The following is a 20,282-nucleotide window of genomic DNA, read 5'->3' on the forward strand; positions in this document are numbered from 1 at the left end:
CTTTGTTAGAGTGGAAAGTTAAAAAAGTCATTTATTTGAATAAACTCCATTTTTATCCTTTTAACTCTGCCTCGCCTAAGAACAAAATATTTCAGTGATGCATTATGCTGACTTTTAGATGATAAATTTTTTTGTTTAGGATTATGGTTACTAGCTTCTTACCAGAAGTTGAGTCCTTCATAACATAGCGGTCACTCCCATGATGGTGGGAGTCCCAAGAGAAGAGAAATAATATGGATTGGCTTCAGGCGGTATTTTTAGCATTGATTCAAGGACTTACTGAGTTCTTGCCGATTTCGAGTTCGGCGCATTTGATTCTGACGTCGAAGGTTTTAGGTTGGCAGGATCAGGGCTTGGCGTTTGATGTTGCTGTACATGTGGGTACTTTAACGGCGGTGATGATTTATTTCCGTAAAGAGATTGCGGAGATGGTTGTTGCTTGGTTTGGTTCTGTGACAGGTAAAGGGTCGAGTCCAAACTCTCGGTTAGCGTGGGCGGTAATTTGGGGCACAATTCCTGTCGGTTTGTTTGGCTTGTTTCTAGAAACTTTTGATATTGTTGATAATTACCTTCGTTCAATCCCTGTGATTGCGGCGACTACGATTATTTTTGGCTTGTTGCTCGGTTACGCTGAAACACAGTATAACGGCAAAAAGCGTCGCGATTTTAAAAATGAATACGATCTGAGGTTACGAGATGTATTTGCAATTGGTATGGCGCAGGCGTTGGCATTAATTCCGGGAACTTCGCGTTCAGGCATTACCATGACGGCTGCGGCGATGTTGGGTTTTTCGAGAACGGCGGCAGCGCGGTATTCTTTCTTGTTATCAATTCCAGCGATTTTATTGCCCGGTGGCCTAAAGGGGTATCAGTTGGTTGAAGAGGGCGCCAAGTTTGATTGGAGCTTCTTGATTCTGGGTATTATTGTTTCAGCGGTCAGCGCTTTTGCTTGTATACACTTCTTCTTAAAGTGGCTAGAGAAAATCGGCTTTATGCCATTCGTCTGGTATCGCTTAGCGTTGGGTATCGGGTTACTGGTACTTTTCTATAGTTAATTGAAAAGCGGCTTATTCAGCCGCTTTTTCTTTTTCGAGAACGGATTTTATGCGGCGGACACGTTCCCGTTCTATCGCTTCGCCCAGCTTTGCCCCTTCATAGCCGCGCTCGATTAAAGGCTGCGCATCAACCTTTTTTGAGGCTTGGTAGCATTGGCGAAGCAGGTCACCTTGTTGATACGGTTTCTCTTCAAGACCGAGGCGACCATTAAAGTCTGATTCGCAGGCGATAATAAACTGCTCAAGAGTGGACTCTTTTTTATAAGCGCCAATAGATTTTAATACCTTGTGTATGGTCTTTGGGCGTAACTCAAACATCTTGTGGCTATGTAGATGAAAGCGAGAAACCTGAATCGCTAAGTTCTCGTAGTCTTTGGGCGCCTTGATGCGACGGCATAACTGTTTAATCAGTGGCACTCCAGCTTCCTCGTGTCCACGGTGTTGTGGCCACTGCTCTTTGGGTGTGACGCCTTTACCCAGATCGTGAACCACTGCTGCAAAGCGCACACAAATATCATCAGTCTTACGTGCTGCTTGTTCCAGCACCATCATGGTGTGGACGCCTGTGTCGATTTCCGGATGCCACTTTTCAGGATTAGGAATTCCCCACAGCTGATTAATTTCCGGAAACAGTATGTTTAGCGCTCCACACTCTCTTAATACTTCAAAGAACACTTGAGGAGAGCGAGTGGATAAGGCTTTATGAGTTTCAACCCAGACGCGCTCGGCGGTTAAATACTCAAGTTCGCCTTGATTGGTTAACTCGGTCATTAGCGCTAAGGTTTCAGGCGCTATAGTAAAACCTAAATGATGGAAGCGGGCCGCGAAGCGAGCCACGCGCAAAACCCGTAGCGGGTCTTCGGCAAAAGCTGGTGAAATATGCCTTAGAACTTTGTGCTGTAGATCTGTCTGGCCATGGTAAGGGTCCACTAGGGTGCCATCTTCATGCTGTGCTATGGCATTGATGGTCAGATCGCGGCGTTGTAAATCCTGTTCAAGCGTAATATCTGATGAAAAATTGACTTCAAACCCCTTATAACCTCGACCAGACTTACGCTCCGTTCTAGCCAGTGCATATTCCTCACCAGTTTCTGGATGTAGGAAGACAGGGAAGTCTTTGCCGACTTCTTTGAAGCCTTGCTGTTTCATCGCATCAGGAGTTGCTCCTACAACAACATAGTCATGATCGACGACTTCTAAGCCGAGCAAATGGTCACGAACAGCACCGCCAACAAGGTAAACTTCCATAAATTAGCTACAAACCTGAGTGTTAGGGTTCTTAGCCATACAGTGTAACAGGGTGTTGAGCTTTGGATCAGCTTTGTGGCAGTTTTTTAGAGTGACTTGCTTTTTAAGGCTCTCTAGCTCGGTAAGCTTTGCGGCAAATTGCATATCATCAATACTTCCTTGCGCTAGTTCTTTTTCTATAGCGTTTTTATGGTTTGCAAAACTCTTGTTAAAGTTATCTATCGCTAACTGGCACTGACTGTTACTAAGAGCCTTAGTTTTAACCGGGCGAGGCATTTGAATGATATTCATATTATCCAAATTTTGTGGTTTTGCCTTAATTCGCTTATCTTTAGGTGGCTTATCGGAGTAATGAGTATTACCATCCTTATCGACCCATTTATAGATTTTTGCAGGGCTTTGCAGTGCAACAAGGCTTAAAGCCAGAAGCAATAATGTGCGGCTTCCTGCGAGACATCTTGTGATCATAGCAATTGTACCGATCGTGGCTTTGTCATATATTACCCATAATAAGCAAAGCCAGAGACTTAAACAATAATTGCTCATCCACAATGTGAGCGGCATTTACCTATGTATAACGATTTTTTTGGATTCAAAAGTTCACCATTTACCATTGCACCTGATCCTCGCTTTCTATTCATGAGTGAGCGTCACCGTGATGCTTTGGCCCATTTGCTTTACGGCATAGGCTCTGGTGGTGGCTTCGTTATGCTGACTGGAGAGGTTGGAACTGGCAAAACTACGGTCTGTCGCTGTTTGTTGGAGCAGCTGTCCAGTGACGTTAGACTGGCATACATTCTAAATCCGAAGCTGAACGCTGTTGAGTTGATGGCGACCATGTGTGATGAGCTGGGTATTGGCTATCAAGCTGGTGAAAAAAGCTTAAAAGCATTTACTGATTTATTGCGGGATTACTTACTCGATAATCATGAAAAAGGTCTCAATACTGTATTGATGATCGACGAGGCTCAAAATTTGAGCGTTGAAGTGATGGAGCAAATTCGTTTACTGACCAACTTAGAAACCAATGATAAGAAATTGCTGCAGATTATTCTTATTGGACAGCCAGAGTTACAAGAGTTGCTAGCTAAGAAAGAGCTGCGTCAATTAGCACAAAGAATCACCGCACGTTATCACCTCAAACCACTCAATCTGAATGAAACCGCTTCTTATATTGATCACAGGTTACGGATCGCTGGACTGCAACGACCGCTTTTTAAGTCTGCTGCGGTGAAAAAAATACACCAAGCTAGTGGTGGCATACCAAGACTGATCAATGTAATTTCTGACCGTTCTCTACTCGGTGCTTTTGTCGAAAAGAAAAATGCTGTGACAGAGCCTATCGTTAGAAGAGCTATTCCAGAAGTATTAGGTCATAACCACTCAGCAGTTCGTCAGAACACTAAAGGTTCGAGGTTGATTTGGTTTGGCGCCATTACAGTATTGCTAGTAGCAGTTACAACCTATCTTGTTATGACACAGTATCCCCAGCAACTTAAAGAGCAGGAGGTTGTTGAAACTACAGAAGAGCCTACAGGAAATAGTGAACAAACTGCTAACAGGCCTGCTGAGCAAAGGTTGATAACAACTAATAATCCTGAGAAAAGTAATGATCAAGTTGCCCAAGAGTTATGGGGTGATCAAGGTTGGGATCGAAGTGGTTTAACATCTTCGCGGAATTTGTTTGCTTTATGGGGAGTTAGTTATTACCCCTATCAGTCATCCAGCCCTTGTGACTTTGCTCAAGATTATAACCTTAGCTGTGATACTGGTGTGGCTGATTGGGACTATATCCAGCAGTTAAACAGACCATTAAACTTGAAGTTCTCAACTAAAGAGTCAGGCGTTTTCTGGGGGACTTTGAAATCGATGGAAGATGATAGTCTAGTGCTTCAGTTTGGGGACAATGAAGTCCGCATGTCTCGAAAAAAACTGAACCCTTTGTGGCAGGGTGAATACCAGCTTTTTTGGAAAATGCCGGATGGTTTTGTGGAACACACTAAGCTTGGAGATAGTGGTTCAGTGGTCCGTTGGTTAACCGATGCAATTTATGATATTGATCAAGTTGACATCACTCCAGCTGATCGTTTTACTAAAAAAGTTGAAGACTGGTTGATGTTATTTCAAATGGAAAATGGGTTGGTGGCTGATGGCATACTAGGAAAGCATTCGGTTATATTGATTAATAATAACGTTGTGACTAATATTCCAAAACTTCTGCAACAGCGATCAACAAACTCCTCTTCGTCGAAATACCAGGGAGATTATTAATGTCATACATTCTTGATGCCCTAAAGAAAAACAAAGCAAGCGACGAGCAGAGTGAGATACCTGATTTATCAAGCGAACATGCGTATCATGAGTTTGAAGAAGAGAAGAGTCTTACCCGGTGGATTTGGCCAATAGTCGTGATGCTATTGGTTTTGATTATTGGCATACTAGGCTTTATGTTGTTGAATCCATCTGCAAAGGAAATTTCAGAGCGCTGGACACAAAAAACGTCTAATCACACTCCGATAGAAGAAGCACGTCCACTTTCTTCTGACTCTAATTTAGGTGGAAAGAGGCAGGTGGAGAGAAATCAAAACGATACACAAATTGTCAATAAGCCGCTTGAGGTCTCAGAACCCATTGTACAGAAAGTTCAGCGTCGTACTGCAAACAAAAGTACTGGCACTAGCCAGCGTTCAAAGACGGTATCAAAGCAGAGCGAACAGACATCAGTGACGAAAGCTGACTTACCATCTCTAGTTTACACCACGCATATCTATGCCACTCAACCGAAAGACCGGTTCGTGATGCTTAATGGCCGAGCTTACGGTGAAGGTGATACGATTTCTCAAGGTTTGGTGGTAAAGGAAATTCTTGAGAATGATTTAGTGGTCATCTATAGAGGTCGGGAGTTTATATTACCCAACCTTGAAGATGTGAATGTTAACTAAACTGCGTCTGTTTTAAAACGCCTTATCCCTAACGAGATCTCTCGGTAAATTATTTTTTAACTTATTGCCAAGGTGTTTAGCTAACCCTAAAGGGGCACCTTGATAAGTAACAATCACTTCTTTGTGCTGTGGTGGTTTATGAGAGTGCTCTAGAAAGATATCTTTTCCCTGATAGTAGTCGCGAGCCTGCTCTGAGCTAAGCGGAACTATCTGTTGCGTAAAATCTTGACCGAAGCTTACCACCGCTTGGTGCTGTAATTTGGGACCATGTTTATTCAGCTCAAAGAGCTTGATACCAAAGCGGTTCAGCTTAAACTGCTGATCGAGCGCTTCCATGTCTTCATTGATATACCACACCTCTTCATTTCTTCCGCGATTGGATTTGTTCTTTAACTTATCTCTAAGGGGCGATATATCCCAGCCAAAATTACCGCAGTATGATTTCAATTGCTCAAAAGTTTTTTGCGGCAGGGCCGTAAATTTTTTATGTTGGCTATCACTCAGTGTTGTTTTAGTAACTTCCACCTTTGTGGATTTTTCAAAGCATGCGACGAAGAACCCTTCGCAGTCATAGGTGTTTGGATATACGTGAAGGTATCCTTCTTGAGTGACGGCTTTGTCTGCGCCCTCAAATAAACCGGCAAGTGTCTTAACTGAAATATCTTCGCCATAGGTTTGGAGTAAATAGTCACAAACGTCTTGGTTTTCTTCTTTGGAGAGGGTACAAGTGGAATACACTAGTCGACCGCCAGGCTTGAGCGCTCGGTAAGCGCTGCAAATTAATTCTTTTTGTAGCTCAGAGATTGATTGAACAGATGCAATATCCCAGTTGGCAAGCGCTTGTTCATCTTTGCGAACCGTACCTTCACCGCCACAGGGTGCGTCAAGCAATATGGCTTCGAAGAACTGTGGCGTTTTGTCTCCAAACAGGCGCCCATCAGCGTGGCTTAAAGCGGTATTTTTAACGCCACATCGTTGAAGATTGTGGTGTAAGCCTTTTAGCCGAGAAGAGGATAATTCGTTGGCGACTATGAGTCCTTGGTTGTTGAGTTGGGCTGCAAGCTGCGTGGTTTTCGAGCCCGGTGCTGCTGCCATATCAAGGAACGTGGAGCTTTCGGAATAGCTAAAGTCATGTAACAACGCTTTAACAGGAAGCATTGAGCTGGCTTCTTGAATATAGCATTGCCCTTGCAAGTGAGGCAGCCAGTTACCGAGATTGTCTGGTGGAGCCTTTTCCGTCTCATCAATCCAGAAGCCTTCGTCGCACCATGGAATGGGGGTGAGTGTATAACCCAGACTTTCGAGTTCTGCTTGGAGTATTTCTGGGGTAGAGCTGAGTAAGTTAGCTCTCAGACTTTTGCGCAAAGGACGTTGGCAGGCTTCTAGAAGCTCTTCAAGTTGAATATTCGCTGGAAGCTGCTTTTGTATGTGTTGAATAAAGTCTGGTGAAATTTGAGCCATGTTATTTTCTCGCGCTACTGATACAGAAAAGGCACAGACGAGCTGTGCCTTTTACTGATTTTACCACAAGGGCAACTATGAGTCTTTTTGTAAGAACTCAGGAGTAACGTCTTCATCTCCAAGCGATAACAAGGTCGCGTTACCACCGATTGCCGCTGTGTTATTAGTGCGAGTGTGTTCGGTTGCAAAGCGATACAAGTAGAATGGACCACCTGCTTTAGGGCCAGTACCTGATAAGCCTTGACCACCAAATGGTTGAACACCAACGGTTGCACCAATCATGTTACGATTGATGTATACGTTACCAACACGTGCTCGCTTATCAATATACATGGCTGTCGCTTCGTTACGAGAGTGTACGCCCAAGGTTAGACCGAAACCATAGTCGTTAATTTGGTCGATGACGCTATCCAAATCTTTTGCTTTGTAGCGGACGATATGGACGATAGGTCCAAACCACTCTTGATCCAAGTCATTAATATGGTCAATTTCAAAGGCTACTGGTGACAAGAAACTACCGTGACCTTCAAGACCTTCTGGCATTGGCGTTTCAGCAATAAACTTGCCTGCAGCTTTAAGCTCATCAATGTGGCTCTGCAACTCTTCGCGAGCAGCCATGTCGATCACTGGGCCCACGTCTGTCGATAAATCCGTAGGGTTACCTAGGCGCAGTTCTTGCATCGCACCAGAAAGTACTTCGATGATTTTGTCAGCGATGTCTTCTTGTAAATATAAGACTCGAAGCGCAGAACAGCGTTGTCCCGCACTAGTGAAGGCTGAGTGGATAACATCTTCAACCACTTGCTCAGGTAGTGCTGAGCTGTCCACGATCATAGCGTTCTGGCCGCCAGTTTCAGCAATCAGTGGGGATAGCATGCCGTCACGCGTTGCCAAAGTACGGTTGATGGTGTGTGCGGTGGTTGTTGAACCAGTGAAAGCAACACCTGCGATTCGGTTGTCTGACAAAATGACGTTACCTAGAACTGAGCCACGAATTGGAACAAACTGAAGAACGCTGGTTGGGATACCTGCTTCGTGCATGATTTGCACCGCGCGGTACGCCACCAACGTCGTTTGATCGGCTGGCTTAGCGATAACCGTGTTACCGGCAACTAAAGCTGCTGCAACCTGACCAATGAAGATAGCCAGTGGGAAGTTCCACGGACTGATACAAGCGAATACACCACGACCTTGTAAGTAAAGGTCATTGCTCTCACCCGTCGGGCCAGGTAGATGAATTTCGTGGCCAAACTGGTTACGCGCGTTGTAAGCATAATAACGACAGAAGTCGATGGCTTCACGAACTTCATCGATACCGTCTTGAATGCTTTTACCACCATCACGACTACACAAGGCAATTAATTCGTGCTTATGAGCTTCTAAAGCGTCAGCGACCTTATCCAGCAAAGCTGAGCGCTGTTGGACCGGTGTAACGTCCCAAGCAATAAAGTTTTCGTGAGCGACGCTCAGAGCCTTAAGAGCCTGTTCTTCAGTAGCCTTATGAACCGTACCGACTGTGTGGCTGTGGTCGTAAGGACAAATTACTTGCTCTTCGTTGCTGGTAAACTCTTGACCGTCAATGATTGGCTTTGCATGCCATTGGTTATCTAAGAAATGTTTGACCTGGTTCATAAAAGGCTCTATCTCACTATGAATATGTAAATTGGTACCGCTTGAATTTATACGCATTTCACCAAAGTCTTCGTACAAGTGTGGTGGTAGCGGGATTCGATCATTGTGCAAGGTTTCGAAACTTTTGAGCGTCTCACACGGATGTTCTACTAACTCAGAAATAGCGGTATTTTCATCAACCAACTGGTGAACAAAAGAGGTATTGGCTCCATTTTCCAGCAGGCGTCTGACGAGGTATGGCAATAAATCTTTATGGTTGCCCACTGGAGCATAAATTCGGCAACTAATATCAGGATACTGCTTTAGGACAAGATCATAAAGCGATTCGCCCATACCGTGTAGGCGCTGGAATTCGAAGTTGCGATTACCCCCAGCCATATCCAGAATACTGAATACGGTTTGTGCGTTATGTGTAGCAAACTGTGGGTAGAAGGTATTTTCTGCTTTTAAAAGGTACTTAGCGCAGGCTAGGTACGAAACGTCAGTTGCACTCTTACGAGTAAACACTGGGTAGCTTGAGTAACCGCCTTGTTGAGACCACTTCACTTCCTGATCCCAGTAGGCACCTTTCACTAAGCGTATGGGAATACGACGACCATGCTTTTTAGATAGGGCATTCAACCAACCTAAAACCGGCAGGGCACGTTTCGAATAAGCTTGTACGACCATACCGAAGCCTTCCCATCCATCACAGACGGCAGAATCGTAAACGGCTTCAAATACGTCTAGAGAGATTTCTAGTCGATCGGCTTCTTCAGCATCAATAGTAACGGCGACGTCTAGCTGACGAGCTTGATCAACCAGCTTCTTTACCGTGTCAACCATTTCCGTTAAGACGCGATCGCGCTGACCTTCTTCATAACGAGGGTGCAATGCTGAAAGCTTGATCGAAATGCTTGGAGCTTTTACGCCACTTTGTGTTTTGACTGCGCCAATTTCATCAATAGCGTTGCTGTAAGCGTCGAAATAACGCTTAGCATCAGGCATGGTATAAGCGGCTTCACCAAGCATATCAAAAGAATGGGTATATCCTTTTTGTACACTCTTCGAGCCACGTTTTAGAGCTTCTTTAATGCTACGACCTAATACGAACTGGCGTCCCATGATCCGCATAGCCTGATTCATCGCCTGACGAATAACGGGCTCGCCAAATTTGGCAATTAAGCCACGAATCATGTTGTCAGGTTTACCATCACCGTCTTTGTCGGTATCAACGATTTTACCTGTTAGCATTAATCCCCAAGTCGACGCATTAACTAAATACGAGTCGCTTTGGCCGGTATGTTTTTCCCAGTCAGCAGAAGTCAGTTTGTCGCGAATAAGGTTATTCGCCACGCGCGCATCGGGGATACGCAGGAGGGCTTCCGCTAAACACATCAGGATAATACCTTCTTTAGTGCTTAGGCTGTATTGCTGTAGAAAAGCTTCGACGCCATCTTTATTGCGCTGATCTTTTCGAATAGCTGTAACAAGATCACTGGCTTGGCGAGTGACCTTTTCGATGGTGTCCTTATCAGGTGTGGCTAGCGCCAGCAGTTCATTCAGATAATCTGATTCGTCGACTGCATAATTTTGGGTGACCAACCCCTGCCATTCATCCAGTGACAGGTGCTTATAATTATCTGAAAATATATGACTAGCTCGTAACATTCTTTTTAATACCTAAAACATAAACCTATAAACCTTAACGCCAACCGGAGCTTTGACGTTTCTTTCTACTAAATCTAGATAGTACCCAGCTCAGGAACATACCAAATAACAATACCAAGGCGCCAGCATAGAATACATCTTTATGAAAACGATCTTTCTGCAAGGCATTTTGTTGACGCAATGTGTCTGCTTCGTTCTGTAACTCAGAGACTTGTTGCTGCAGGTTGTTATTGAGTTGAATAATGTTGCCTTTATCAGCGATATCTTGTGCTAACTCATCAACCTGTTGTTTTAATTGGATATTTTCTTGTAACAACTGTTGGTATTTGGCGCGAACGGTTGGCTGATCGGTAATATAGTCGGTTTGGATCCAACCGGTATCACCGTTAGCAACACGAACTTCGCTACTGTCGTTAGCAGTATCGCTTTGCAAGATGGTTATGGGCGTTCCAGCGGCAATCTTACCAGTGACACGGTAACGATTGGTTGGGCCGCTTCTAAGCACAACACCAATATCATCAGAGACATAAAAATTTGTTGTATTTTTAGGGCTGTTTGAGGAAGCTTCATCGGCGGCATTAACCAGATTAACTGATACCACAGAAGTGAAGAATATTGCCCATAAAGTCAGGATACGTAACATATCAATCCTGGTCAGATTAAACGGTTTAAGTGGGCAAGTATATAGCAGTAAATAAGGGTGGGGAAGAGGTGATCAACTGATGTGACCACCTTTTCTTTAAAGCTTTAGAACTAATCGGTATATCTTAAGGGATTTAAGAGAAAATCGCCTTGAAAATATAGAAGAAGATAACCGATAAAATGGCACCGGCAGGTAAGGTAACTACCCAAGAAACAAAGATATTTCTCACAACGCCTAAGTTCAATGCTGCGATACCGCGTGCCATGCCAACACCAAGAACCGCACCCACTAGGGTTTGCGTAGTCGAGATAGGTAGGCCTGCACCACTGGCGATAATAACGGTTGAAGCAGCTGCTAATTCCGCGGCGAAGCCTCGGCTAGGGGTTAAGTGTGTGATTTTTTGACCAATAGTCGCCATCACACGGCTACCTAATACAATCAAGCCAATAACGATACCAATCGCACCAACCAACAAGATTCTTGGGTCAACGCTTGCTTTAGCACCGATTTCACCACCACTCTGAATAACGCTCACAATTGCCGCTAGTGGGCCAATCGCATTGGCGACATCGTTAGAACCGTGTGCAAATGCCATACCACAAGCGGTAACAATCATTAATACCGCGAACACTTTCTCAACGCTAGCGAACTGGTATTCTTTGTTTTCTTTCTTATCGACTTTAATACGGCTAATAAACATAGCACCAACACCAGCAATAATGATACCCACGCCTGCTGCGATTAAATAGATGTCTAAGGTGCTTAGCTCAATGCTTTTGTCTTTAAAGACGTGCTTCAAGCCTTTCATGATGGTAACTAAAGCAATGACAAAGCCTGCCAGGAACATGTAAACAGGCACATAACGTTTAGCTTTTTGGAAAGGATTTTCGGTGTTTAGAATCAGCTTTTGTACACTGAGTACGATGAGGAACGCAATCACACCAGCTAACACCGGAGTCACTACCCAGCTCCCTACGATTGAGCCTACTTTGCCCCAGTTGACCGCTTGCGTAGTCACACCAACGGCAGCGAAACCAACGATGGCACCAACAATAGAGTGGGTCGTTGAGACTGGCCAACCTAGCTTAGAAGCTATTAATAGCCATATACCCGCGGCCAATAAAGCGGCCATCATACCGAATACCAATAATTCAGGCTGACCATTAAAGTAGCTGGAGTCGATCATGCCTTTACGGATGGTTTTCGTTACCTCGCCACCGGCAAGATAAGCGCCCGCAAATTCAAAAATTGCCGCAACAATAATCGCTTGCTTGAGAGTCAGTGCTTTAGCGCCAACCGAAGTACCCATCGCGTTGGCCACATCGTTGGCACCGATACCGAATGCCATGAGGAAGCCGAATGCTACGGCAATCCAAATCATGGTGTCTGCATTTGCTATTAAAAAATCCAAAAGTTCCCCCTACTGAACTTGGTCTATCAACTTGAGTCTATCAATTAACGCGCAATAGTCATTTCGAGGCGTGAGCCGACGCTTTGAGCGCTGTCAGCAAGGTCGCCAATATAACGAATGACTTTATACATGAACATGACCGCAACAGGAGGAAGCTCGTCTTCCTGTTCGAAAATCTTAAACAATAGTGCTCTCTGCAGATCGTCAGTGTCGTTCTCGATTAAGTCCAACTGCTCAATGAGTTCTTCAACTAAGGTAGCTTCACGGCCTCTGAAGCCTGTGGCTAAAAGTTCATCCAGTTCATTAATCGCCTTAAAAGCTTGTTTCGAGGCATCAATAGAGCGCTGGATCAAGCCAAGTAAGTCAGCATGAACGTTTTCAGGGAATTCCATCTTGCGTGCAAACACGACACCTGAAATATCTCGTGCGATATTAGCGATTTTGTCTTGTTTACTCAGAAGAGAAAGAAGGTCTGTACGTGCGACTGGTAAGAAAAGCCCTTTAGGAAGGTGCATGCGAAGATCGTGCTTTAGATCGTCGGCATCGTTTTCAAGTTGGCGAATACTATCCTTAAGTTTTTCCGCTTCCTGCCAATCTTTCGCTAGAGTCGCCTTGAAAAATGGGATCAGTTGCTTGGCACATTCATGTACCTTGCCCATATGATCCTGCATTGGGCGAATCGGTGATGACGCAAACATATCGAGTATTGAGTTGGCCATATCTACCCCAAAAAGGTTAATTACAAGTGAAATTTAATGCCACATTATAGTGAAGATGGTTCTGACTGGCTACTACAAACGCACTTTGTCGTATTGCTCTCGACTTAGGAGCTTCACGGGGGTCCCTCCGGTATTTATCAAGATCCTGAGTCCAGCTAAGGATTATAGCAGTGTTACTAGATAGGCTGTTCCGAATTTGGGTTTGGCAAGATTGAATTCCCGCTGTAAACTGAGGCAATGAGTTTGCTATTAAGCACAATAAAACATGTCGATTGAAGTAGAATTAAAGCTGTCAGCAAGCGCCGATAAGATTCAACAGGTAAAAGATTGGCTGAAGGAGGCAGGATGCTCTGAAGAGAACTCTGTAGAATTGGAGTGGGAGCAAAAAATCCTTCATAACACCTATTTTGACACGAAAAATCATAGACTTAGAGAAACTGATATCGGTCTGCGCATTCGCAAAGATGGCGAACGTTATATTCAGTCTGTGAAGTCAGCGGGGCGAGTTGTAGGTGGTTTATATCAGCGCAATGAGTCTGAGCATGACATTTCTAAGAGCGAGCTTCAGCTTGAGCTGGTGGACGAGCCTTACCTGATGATTTTGTTGGAAGAGGCTGAAGAAGAAGATGGCCCATTCATGCCTATTTTCACCACAAACTTTAGCCGAGATGTGGTCACTATTGATTATAACGGGGCACAAGTCGAGGTCGCGTTGGATCAAGGTCAGATCAATTGCATGGCTGAAGATATGACTGATACTTCGCAGGAGTTGTGCGAAGTTGAGTTAGAGTTAAAGGATGGTGAAGCTAGTGTGCTGTTCGAACTTGGCAAAAAGCTGATTGAGAAGTTTGACTTAGCGCTGGACAGCGAGAGTAAGGCTGAACGTGGTTATCGTCTATGTCACTCGGCTCCTGAATATACCAAGCATCTCAACTTAGTTAACCTAACCTCGAAAACCTCTGCTGAAGCAGCTTTTGAAAGTGTGGCACACAAGGGGTTAGAGCACTGGCAGTATCACATCAAAAAGATTAAACGTGGTCCCAGTATTGAAGCGGTTTTACAGTTAAATCGAGCCTTGATGTTTATGCAAACCATGTACTCTGTGTTTGCGGCGGTTATACCACGCCACAGCCTGATTCATTTACGCAAAGACTGGCGTGAGATTACGCAGAATTTCTCTAAGCTGTTTACCATCGCTGAAGAAATCAACTGGTTGAAGAACAGTAAGCTTTATGGCTTCCACTATAAAGAACTGGAGTTATTAGAGGAAGGGTTAGAGCAAGCCTTTAAAAAAGCGCATCAACGCTTTGTTGAGTACTTGATGACCCCATCTTACAACCTGAAGCTGTTACGTTTTTCACGCTGGCTCTATTTAAAAGAATGGCGCGAAGCGATTGGCGACAGTAATGCCGATAAGATTCAGAAGAAAGAAATTTATCCTTATGCAACGAAGCAGCTGCAACACTTGTTACGAGATATGCGACGCCATTTGTCGGAAAAAGTCACTCTGAGTAAACAAGATTACATCGAGTACTTGCCCAAAATGAGCCGAACGCTTGATATTGGTTTATTCTTTGGGTGCTTGTTCGATGATCGAGCTCGACGTGAATATCGACGTGGCTGGGCGGATATCGTGGCTAATATCCAGCTGTTGCAGCAGTTAGTCTACCTCGAAAAAGCGCTGGAAGCTGAGGGTGTTGAAGATCCGTTGATTGATGATACGGAGACGGAAACACTGGTGGTGCTTAAAGGTATGCGTGAAGAAGCCTTGGCGCGTAATCCGTATTGGAATTAATTCCTATTTATTCTATTTAAAACAATAAAGCACTGGCTATCTCACTGCTATGAGTTAGCCAGGTCCGCTGCTTTTTTCTGAGCGCTTTCGATAATTGGTGGAATAGGGCAGTCTAAGCACTCTGCGATTGCGCGTAATAATTCAATTTCTTGATGTTTGACGACGCCATCTTGCTCAATTGCTTCCTCAAGGCCATTCAACAGTGGCTTTTTCAGCATTGGAGAGAGTCTGCGTAATTTATTTAGCGCTTGATGGAAGGCTTCGGCATCAAACTCTTCATCCAGTAGTTTTACTTGGTTAGCGCTGAAACCGTCGAAAACCTGTTGGAACACTTCTTCTTTCGTCTCTTGCGTTTGACCGCTGGCATGGATGACGGCTGATAATAATAACTGAAGTTCACTCTCAACTTTACTAAAGCGTGTGATCGACTTTTGACTCTGTTGACCAGAGCCCACTAGGTTTTTGTGGATCAAGCAATACAACACGTATTCAAAGCGACTGACATGACTGTCCTGATGTATCAGTTTCCGCAGTAAGCCAAAGAATTGTTGACGCTCTACCTTTGATAAGCGACGCAAGCTGGGCATCGCTAGATCGAGTATCGCCAAGCGTAATTGGCGTTGGTCTTTGGTGATATGACTCGCAAGCTCTAAAATGCGCTCACTACTTTCGGCACCGTAAATGGCTTCGATGGCTTTTAACGAAGACTCATCAACTTGGCCATGGTCGCTTAACAGTAGTGCGAATACCAAGTGCATGGCATGACTGCTGGAGTGGTGACCATGGGCAGCATCGGTGATAATAGCTGGCAAAGCCATCAACAGTTCACCTGCCGCGTGCATGTGCATGGTCGTTGGTTTACCAACAGTATCGGCGAGCCCGCCAATATCAAAACCTTTGTCCTCTGCTTCAGCTTCGACTTGTGCTTGGTGGCGTTCCATATCACGAATTTTTTGCTTAGCTTTACGCTCAGCTTCCTGATCTTTTTGCTCTTTGAATTGTCGCCACCTCGGCATGATTGCCGATAGTCGCTTCTCAATCGGTGGGTGCGTGGCCAAACTATTGAAGCTAAGCTTAATAGGCTCAGCAATGCACATGTGGCTGGTTTCTTCAGCGTGTGAGTTGTTGAGCAGGGAGCTTTGACGCTGAATTTTAATGAAGGCGCCTGCTAGCCCCTCGTTATCACGGGCATACTGAATCGCGGAGGCGTCAGCTAAAAACTCACGTTGGCGTGATATCGCCGCTTTAATTAAGCGACCAAAAAAGAGACCGATGGAGCCGATGGCATATACCGATAAGCCAATCAAAAGCACAGCTACCACAGCGCCACCGCTTTCTTTGCTACTACGAGTAGTACCACCGTAGCGGAAAGCACGCATCATGAAGTAACCCGCTTGGCCTAAAATCAGGATACCGGCTAAGATGCTGATTAAACGGACATTAATCTTCATGTCCGCATTAAAAATATGACTGAACTCGTGAGCAACAACACCTTGCAGTTCTTGGCGTGTTAGCTGTTCTAAAGCTCCACGAGTGACCACCATGACGGTATCAGCACTTTCGATACCCGCCACAAAGGCGTTAATGGCATCTTCTTGATCCATTACATAAACCGTTGGTACTGAAGTACCAGAGGCAATCGACATCTCCTCCACGACATTCAGTAAACGTCGTTCAAGTAGATCATTTGTGTCTGGAAGGATTTCGCGACCATTCACCATGCGAGCTACTGCTTTGCCGCCATCAGCTAAAGAAATCCAGCGATATAGACTACCGAGAATGATTAAAGCAATCGAACCGAAGGTAATGTAATAGAACCAGCTTTCTTTAAACCATTGGGAAAGCGGTATGCCTTGTTCTTCGCCATTGGTGGTGAAACCACTGACATTAAATAAACCCCACAGGGCAAAATTTAACGCAATAACGATGAGCACTACGGCGCACAGAAAGTAAAAGATCAGCAGCTTGGTTTTACGCCGAGCTGCTGCTTGATGCTCAAAGAAATCCATAAAATATCAGTATCTTAGTCGAATGATACCTTAACGGCTTCTCGAACTTGTTCGTCTTCAACTTCAAACAGTTCAGCTTCTTTAAAGCCAAATGGGTTGGCGATAAAGTTGTTAGGCACCTGCTCACGGTACGTGTTGTATTCCATCACAGCATCATTATAAGCCTGGCGTGCAAAAGCAATTTTGTTTTCAGTGGTGCTGAGCTCTTCCATCAGCTGTTCCATGGTTTGGTTTGCTTTAAGATCAGGGTAAGCTTCTGATAGCGCAAACAAACGACCTAAAGCACCAGTTAACTGGCCTTCGGCCTGATTCAAGTGCTTTATAGCATCTGGATCATCCGGGTTAGCGGCGGCAGCTTGATTGGCAGAAACCGCGCCATTTCGAGCACTGATAACCGCTTCAAGGGTTTCTTTCTCGTGCTTCATGTAGCCTTTAGCGGTTTCGACCAAGTTAGGAATAAGGTCGTAACGACGGTTCAGTTGTACGTCGATCTGCGCAAAAGCGTTTTTGAAGCGATTTCGTAACGTAACGAGTTTGTTATAAATGGTGATGAAAAACAGCACTAAAGCCGCGATCACCGCCAAGGTGATTATTGTACCCATCGTGAGAGACTCCTTTTTAAATTAGCTCTTTAATCCTAGCAATGAAACTTAATTTTAACTACTTATAGTTTGTAAACAACTGTAAGTTTATGATTATCAACAAGTTATAGCACAGAAAGAGAAAAGCTTAAATTGATTTATGAACGATATCAACGTATTGTCGTAACATCTAAGAATTCCTACTATTTTTAAGCCGAAAATACGCATGAGAACTGACTTTAGCCTTCCAGCATCGCTTAAAGAGCTCGCCGACAAACGCTATGGTGAATGGCGTGACGCTTTAACCTCCGAAGAGTCGTTTGATGAGGATAAAGCGAGGTTAGTATTGGCGTCGAGCGACTACATTTCACGCTGGGCTGTGAAAAAGCCAGAGTGGTTATTGGATGCGATCAATGGTGTGTCTATCGAACAGGGCTTGAGTCAGCTACAAGATACGTTTGATTTAAGCGTGTCTGAGTTTGATATGAAGCAAAAGTTGCGCCTAGAACGTCATTATTGGTCGATTTTAATTGCCGTCAACGACATGTTCCAGCTAGCCGACATTAAAGCCATCACTTTTTATCAATCGACATTGGCCGATATTTTAATCCAGGCGGCTTATCGTTGGGCTGAACACCACCATCATCAACAATATGGTAAGCCGTATGGCGCTAGTGGTGATGTACAGCAGATGTTAATTCTAGCCATGGGTAAGCTCGGTGGCCGTGAATTGAACTTTTCTTCGGATATTGACCTGATTTTTGCCTACCCAGAAGAAGGCGAAACGGATAGGCAGTCGAAACCTGTCGAAAATCAAAAGTTTTTTATCCGTCTCGGCCAAAAGCTGATCAGTTTGTTGTCGGACGTGACCTACGATGGTTTCGTTTACCGAGTCGACATGCGACTAAGGCCTTATGGGCAAAGTGGCGCATTGGTCACAAACTTTAATGCGCTACAAGACTACTACCTTGAGCAAGGGCGAGAGTGGGAACGCTTCGCCATGATTAAGGCCCGTGTTGTGAATGGTAGCGATGAGAATAAAGCTGAACTTGAGCAGATCATTCGGCCATTCAGTTATCGCCGGTACATTGATTTCAGTGTGCTGGAGTCGATTCGACAATTAAAACAAAAAATTGCCAGTGAACTTCTGCGAAAAAATGCTAAGGGAAACATTAAGCTTGGCGAGGGTGGTATTCGTGAGCTGGAGTTTATTGTGCAGTCATTGCAGCTTATTGGGGGCGGTCGTCATCCCGTTTTACAAACCAAAAATTGGTGGCATAGTCTTGATACCTTGCAGGTGAAGGAGTTTATTCCTGCGCAGGAAGCGAAACCTCTTAAGCAGGCTTATGAGTTTTTGAGAAAGCTGGAAAACGCGATACAGATTAGGGATGAGGAACAGACGCAGGAGGTTCCCACGGACACGCTGGAGCAACGGCAAGTCGCAGCGATGCTTGGGCTTGAGGGTTGGGGTGAAGTAGCGGAAAGCTTGAGTGACCATCAGAATCACGTGGCGAATTTCTTTAAAGGTTTATTCCACGACCCGCACGATGAAGATAAAGTTGATGAGGATTGTGAGCGTGTCAGTAAGTGGCTGGAAGGAAGTCTTGACCAAAACGCAGAGACGGCGTTACAGCAAAAGTTGTCGATTTCGCCAGCTATGGTGGCTATGGTTAACCAGTTTCGAGGAGAGTTCTCTGAGCGGAAAATAGGCAGCCGTGGTTTGGTGCGTTTGGATCAATTGCTGCCCCATTTACTGATAGAAGCGGGTGCTCAGCCAGAACCGGAAACCACCCTGCAACGATGTATTGAGTTACTACAAGGGGTAGGTCGTAGAACAGCTTATTTCGAGATGTTAGCTGAAAACTTACCGGTCTTGGAGTACTTGGTGCAACTGGTGTCACGTTCTCGCTGGTTAGCCAAACAAATGTCGATTTATCCATCATTGTTGGATGAGTTGCTATTCCCCAGTAACTTCGGCAAGCAGTTAAGTAAAGCGGATTTAGCCAGCCAGTTACGCCAAGCGTTAATTCGAATTGAGGCGGATGATATTGAAGGTCAACTGGTAGCGCTGGGCGGATTCAAGCAATCAAGCCAGTTCAAAATTGCGGCAGGTGATTTGACCGGCAGGTTTGATATTAGCGCTGTATCACAGCAACTAACCGATCTTGCCGAAGTGATTGTTGAGTATTTACTACAATTTGCGTGGCGTGAAACGGTGTCAAAATTCGGCGTACCCCCTGGTTGTGAAGAAGGATTGGCTTCAGGGTTCTTAGTGCTCGGTTATGGCAAGTTGGGTGGTGATGAACTTGGCTATGGCTCGGACTTGGATTTAGTTTTTTTATATCAAGGTGACAGCCAGTCTGAAACCTCAGGCAAAAACCATTCCGGTGAAAAGACATTAGAGCTCCATCAATTTTATACCCGATTAGCGCAGCGTTTGGTGCATTATCTTGGCACTAGAACACAGCAAGGCATCATGTATGAGGTTGATACTCGATTACGACCATCAGGGCGTGCAGGAATGTTGGTTAGCCATATTGATGCTTTCAAAAAGTACCAACATAACGAAGCTTGGACTTGGGAGCATCAAGCTCTTGTGCGGGCACGGCCGATTGCAGGGGACTATCCGTTACGTGAAGAGTACATGGCTTTACGTTCCGAGATTTTAGCGAAGCCAAGCTCTCCACAGTCTGAGAGCAATGATTTAGCGTCGGATGTGGTGGCAATGCGACAAAAGATGCGTGACAACCTTAACAAGTCAGACAGCAAGCTGTGGGATATTAAGCAAGGCGAAGGCGGGTTAGTTGATATTGAATTTTTGGTCCAGTACTGGGCGCTAAGTCACTCGGCTATTTTGATGGAGCATTTAAGTAATCAAGAGTTGCCTTTTAACAATGTCGACTGGTTGCAGCTACTAGCGAAACATGGACTGATCTCACAAGAAGTACGGGACCAGTTAATAATGAATTATCGTGCTTTCCGTGAAGTTGGAAATCACAGTTCACTACAAAGCCAGCCGCAGTTAATACCAATAGATGAGCTGACTCAGGAGCGGCAGCAGGTGAGCGAATTGTGGCATTCGACTTTTGAGAATGTCGAGGTACAATGAATCTACAAGTGAAAACAGGGAGCTGAC

Annotated in this window: 14 protein-coding genes; 5 read left to right on the plus strand and 9 right to left on the minus strand. The window is 44.8% G+C overall.

The features are described from left to right. The first annotated feature begins 233 nt into the window (after window positions 1–233). Window positions 234–1,055: an undecaprenyl-diphosphate phosphatase gene (locus tag TQ33_RS02050; protein ID WP_046560594.1), complete on the plus strand. Its 822-nt coding sequence runs from the start codon at window positions 234–236 to the stop codon at window positions 1,053–1,055. Window positions 1,056–1,067: 12 nt separating this feature from the next. Here the strand turns inward: TQ33_RS02050 and TQ33_RS02055 are convergent, their stop codons facing one another. Beyond that, window positions 1,068–2,303: a multifunctional CCA addition/repair protein gene (locus TQ33_RS02055; protein WP_046560595.1), complete on the minus strand. Its 1,236-nt coding sequence runs from the start codon at window positions 2,301–2,303 to the stop codon at window positions 1,068–1,070. A gap of 3 nt (window positions 2,304–2,306) precedes the next feature. Then, a complete protein-coding gene (locus TQ33_RS11570; RefSeq protein WP_169745456.1) occupies window positions 2,307–2,771 on the minus strand; it encodes a DUF4124 domain-containing protein in 465 nt (154 codons plus the stop codon). A 102-nt stretch (window positions 2,772–2,873) separates the two neighbouring features. Here TQ33_RS11570 and TQ33_RS02065 point away from each other — a divergent pair, with 102 nt between their 5' ends. Next, the gene (locus TQ33_RS02065; RefSeq protein ID WP_046560596.1) at window positions 2,874–4,574 is read left to right on the plus strand and encodes an ExeA family protein; all 1,701 of its coding nucleotides are present in this window, start codon (window positions 2,874–2,876) and stop codon (window positions 4,572–4,574) included. After that, window positions 4,574–5,245, plus strand: a complete 672-nt coding sequence (locus TQ33_RS02070; RefSeq protein WP_046560597.1) for a general secretion pathway protein GspB — start codon at window positions 4,574–4,576, stop codon at window positions 5,243–5,245. Before TQ33_RS02065 ends, TQ33_RS02070 begins: the two co-directional genes overlap by 1 nt. A 12-nt stretch (window positions 5,246–5,257) precedes the next feature. On the opposite strand, the gene rsmF is transcribed toward TQ33_RS02070, so the two are convergent. The 5 genes from rsmF to TQ33_RS02095 form a co-directional block, all read right to left on the minus strand. Further along, a complete protein-coding gene (gene rsmF / locus TQ33_RS02075; protein WP_046560598.1) occupies window positions 5,258–6,706 on the minus strand; it encodes a 16S rRNA (cytosine(1407)-C(5))-methyltransferase RsmF in 1,449 nt (482 codons plus the stop codon). 75 nt (window positions 6,707–6,781) lie between these two features. After that, entirely contained in the window at window positions 6,782–9,988 is a 3,207-nt protein-coding gene (putA, locus tag TQ33_RS02080; RefSeq protein WP_046560599.1) for a bifunctional proline dehydrogenase/L-glutamate gamma-semialdehyde dehydrogenase PutA, read from the minus strand. Window positions 9,989–10,022: 34 nt separating this feature from the next. Continuing rightward, complete coding sequence (locus TQ33_RS02085) at window positions 10,023–10,631, minus strand: TIGR04211 family SH3 domain-containing protein (RefSeq protein ID WP_046560600.1); 609 nt, start codon at window positions 10,629–10,631, stop codon at window positions 10,023–10,025. 133 nt (window positions 10,632–10,764) lie between these two features. Then, the gene (locus TQ33_RS02090) at window positions 10,765–12,012 is read right to left on the minus strand and encodes an inorganic phosphate transporter (RefSeq protein ID WP_046562232.1); all 1,248 of its coding nucleotides are present in this window, start codon (window positions 12,010–12,012) and stop codon (window positions 10,765–10,767) included. Window positions 12,013–12,086: 74 nt separating this feature from the next. Next, entirely contained in the window at window positions 12,087–12,761 is a 675-nt protein-coding gene (locus tag TQ33_RS02095) for a TIGR00153 family protein (protein WP_046560601.1), read from the minus strand. A 265-nt stretch (window positions 12,762–13,026) separates the two neighbouring features. Here TQ33_RS02095 and TQ33_RS02100 point away from each other — a divergent pair, with 265 nt between their 5' ends. Further along, window positions 13,027–14,556 (plus strand): CYTH and CHAD domain-containing protein, encoded by a 1,530-nt coding sequence (locus TQ33_RS02100; RefSeq protein WP_046560602.1) that lies wholly within the window; start codon window positions 13,027–13,029, stop codon window positions 14,554–14,556. Window positions 14,557–14,603: 47 nt separating this feature from the next. Here the strand turns inward: TQ33_RS02100 and TQ33_RS02105 are convergent, their stop codons facing one another. Together TQ33_RS02105 and TQ33_RS02110 are read right to left on the minus strand one after the other, a co-directional pair. Beyond that, window positions 14,604–16,565 carry a M48 family metallopeptidase gene (locus TQ33_RS02105; protein ID WP_046560603.1) on the minus strand — a complete coding sequence of 654 codons (1,962 nt, stop codon included), beginning with the start codon at window positions 16,563–16,565 and terminating at the stop codon, window positions 14,604–14,606. 14 nt (window positions 16,566–16,579) lie between these two features. Continuing rightward, window positions 16,580–17,167: a LemA family protein gene (locus TQ33_RS02110; protein WP_046560604.1), complete on the minus strand. Its 588-nt coding sequence runs from the start codon at window positions 17,165–17,167 to the stop codon at window positions 16,580–16,582. 205 nt (window positions 17,168–17,372) lie between these two features. Here TQ33_RS02110 and glnE point away from each other — a divergent pair, with 205 nt between their 5' ends. Then, window positions 17,373–20,255, plus strand: coding sequence for a bifunctional [glutamate--ammonia ligase]-adenylyl-L-tyrosine phosphorylase/[glutamate--ammonia-ligase] adenylyltransferase (gene glnE / locus TQ33_RS02115; protein WP_046560605.1), 2,883 nt, complete (start codon window positions 17,373–17,375; stop codon window positions 20,253–20,255). The last annotated feature ends 27 nt before the right edge of the window (window positions 20,256–20,282 follow it).

The sequence above is a fragment of the Kangiella geojedonensis genome, assembly GCF_000981765.1.
In the GTDB taxonomy this organism is placed as follows: Bacteria; Pseudomonadota; Gammaproteobacteria; order Enterobacterales; family Kangiellaceae; genus Kangiella; species Kangiella geojedonensis.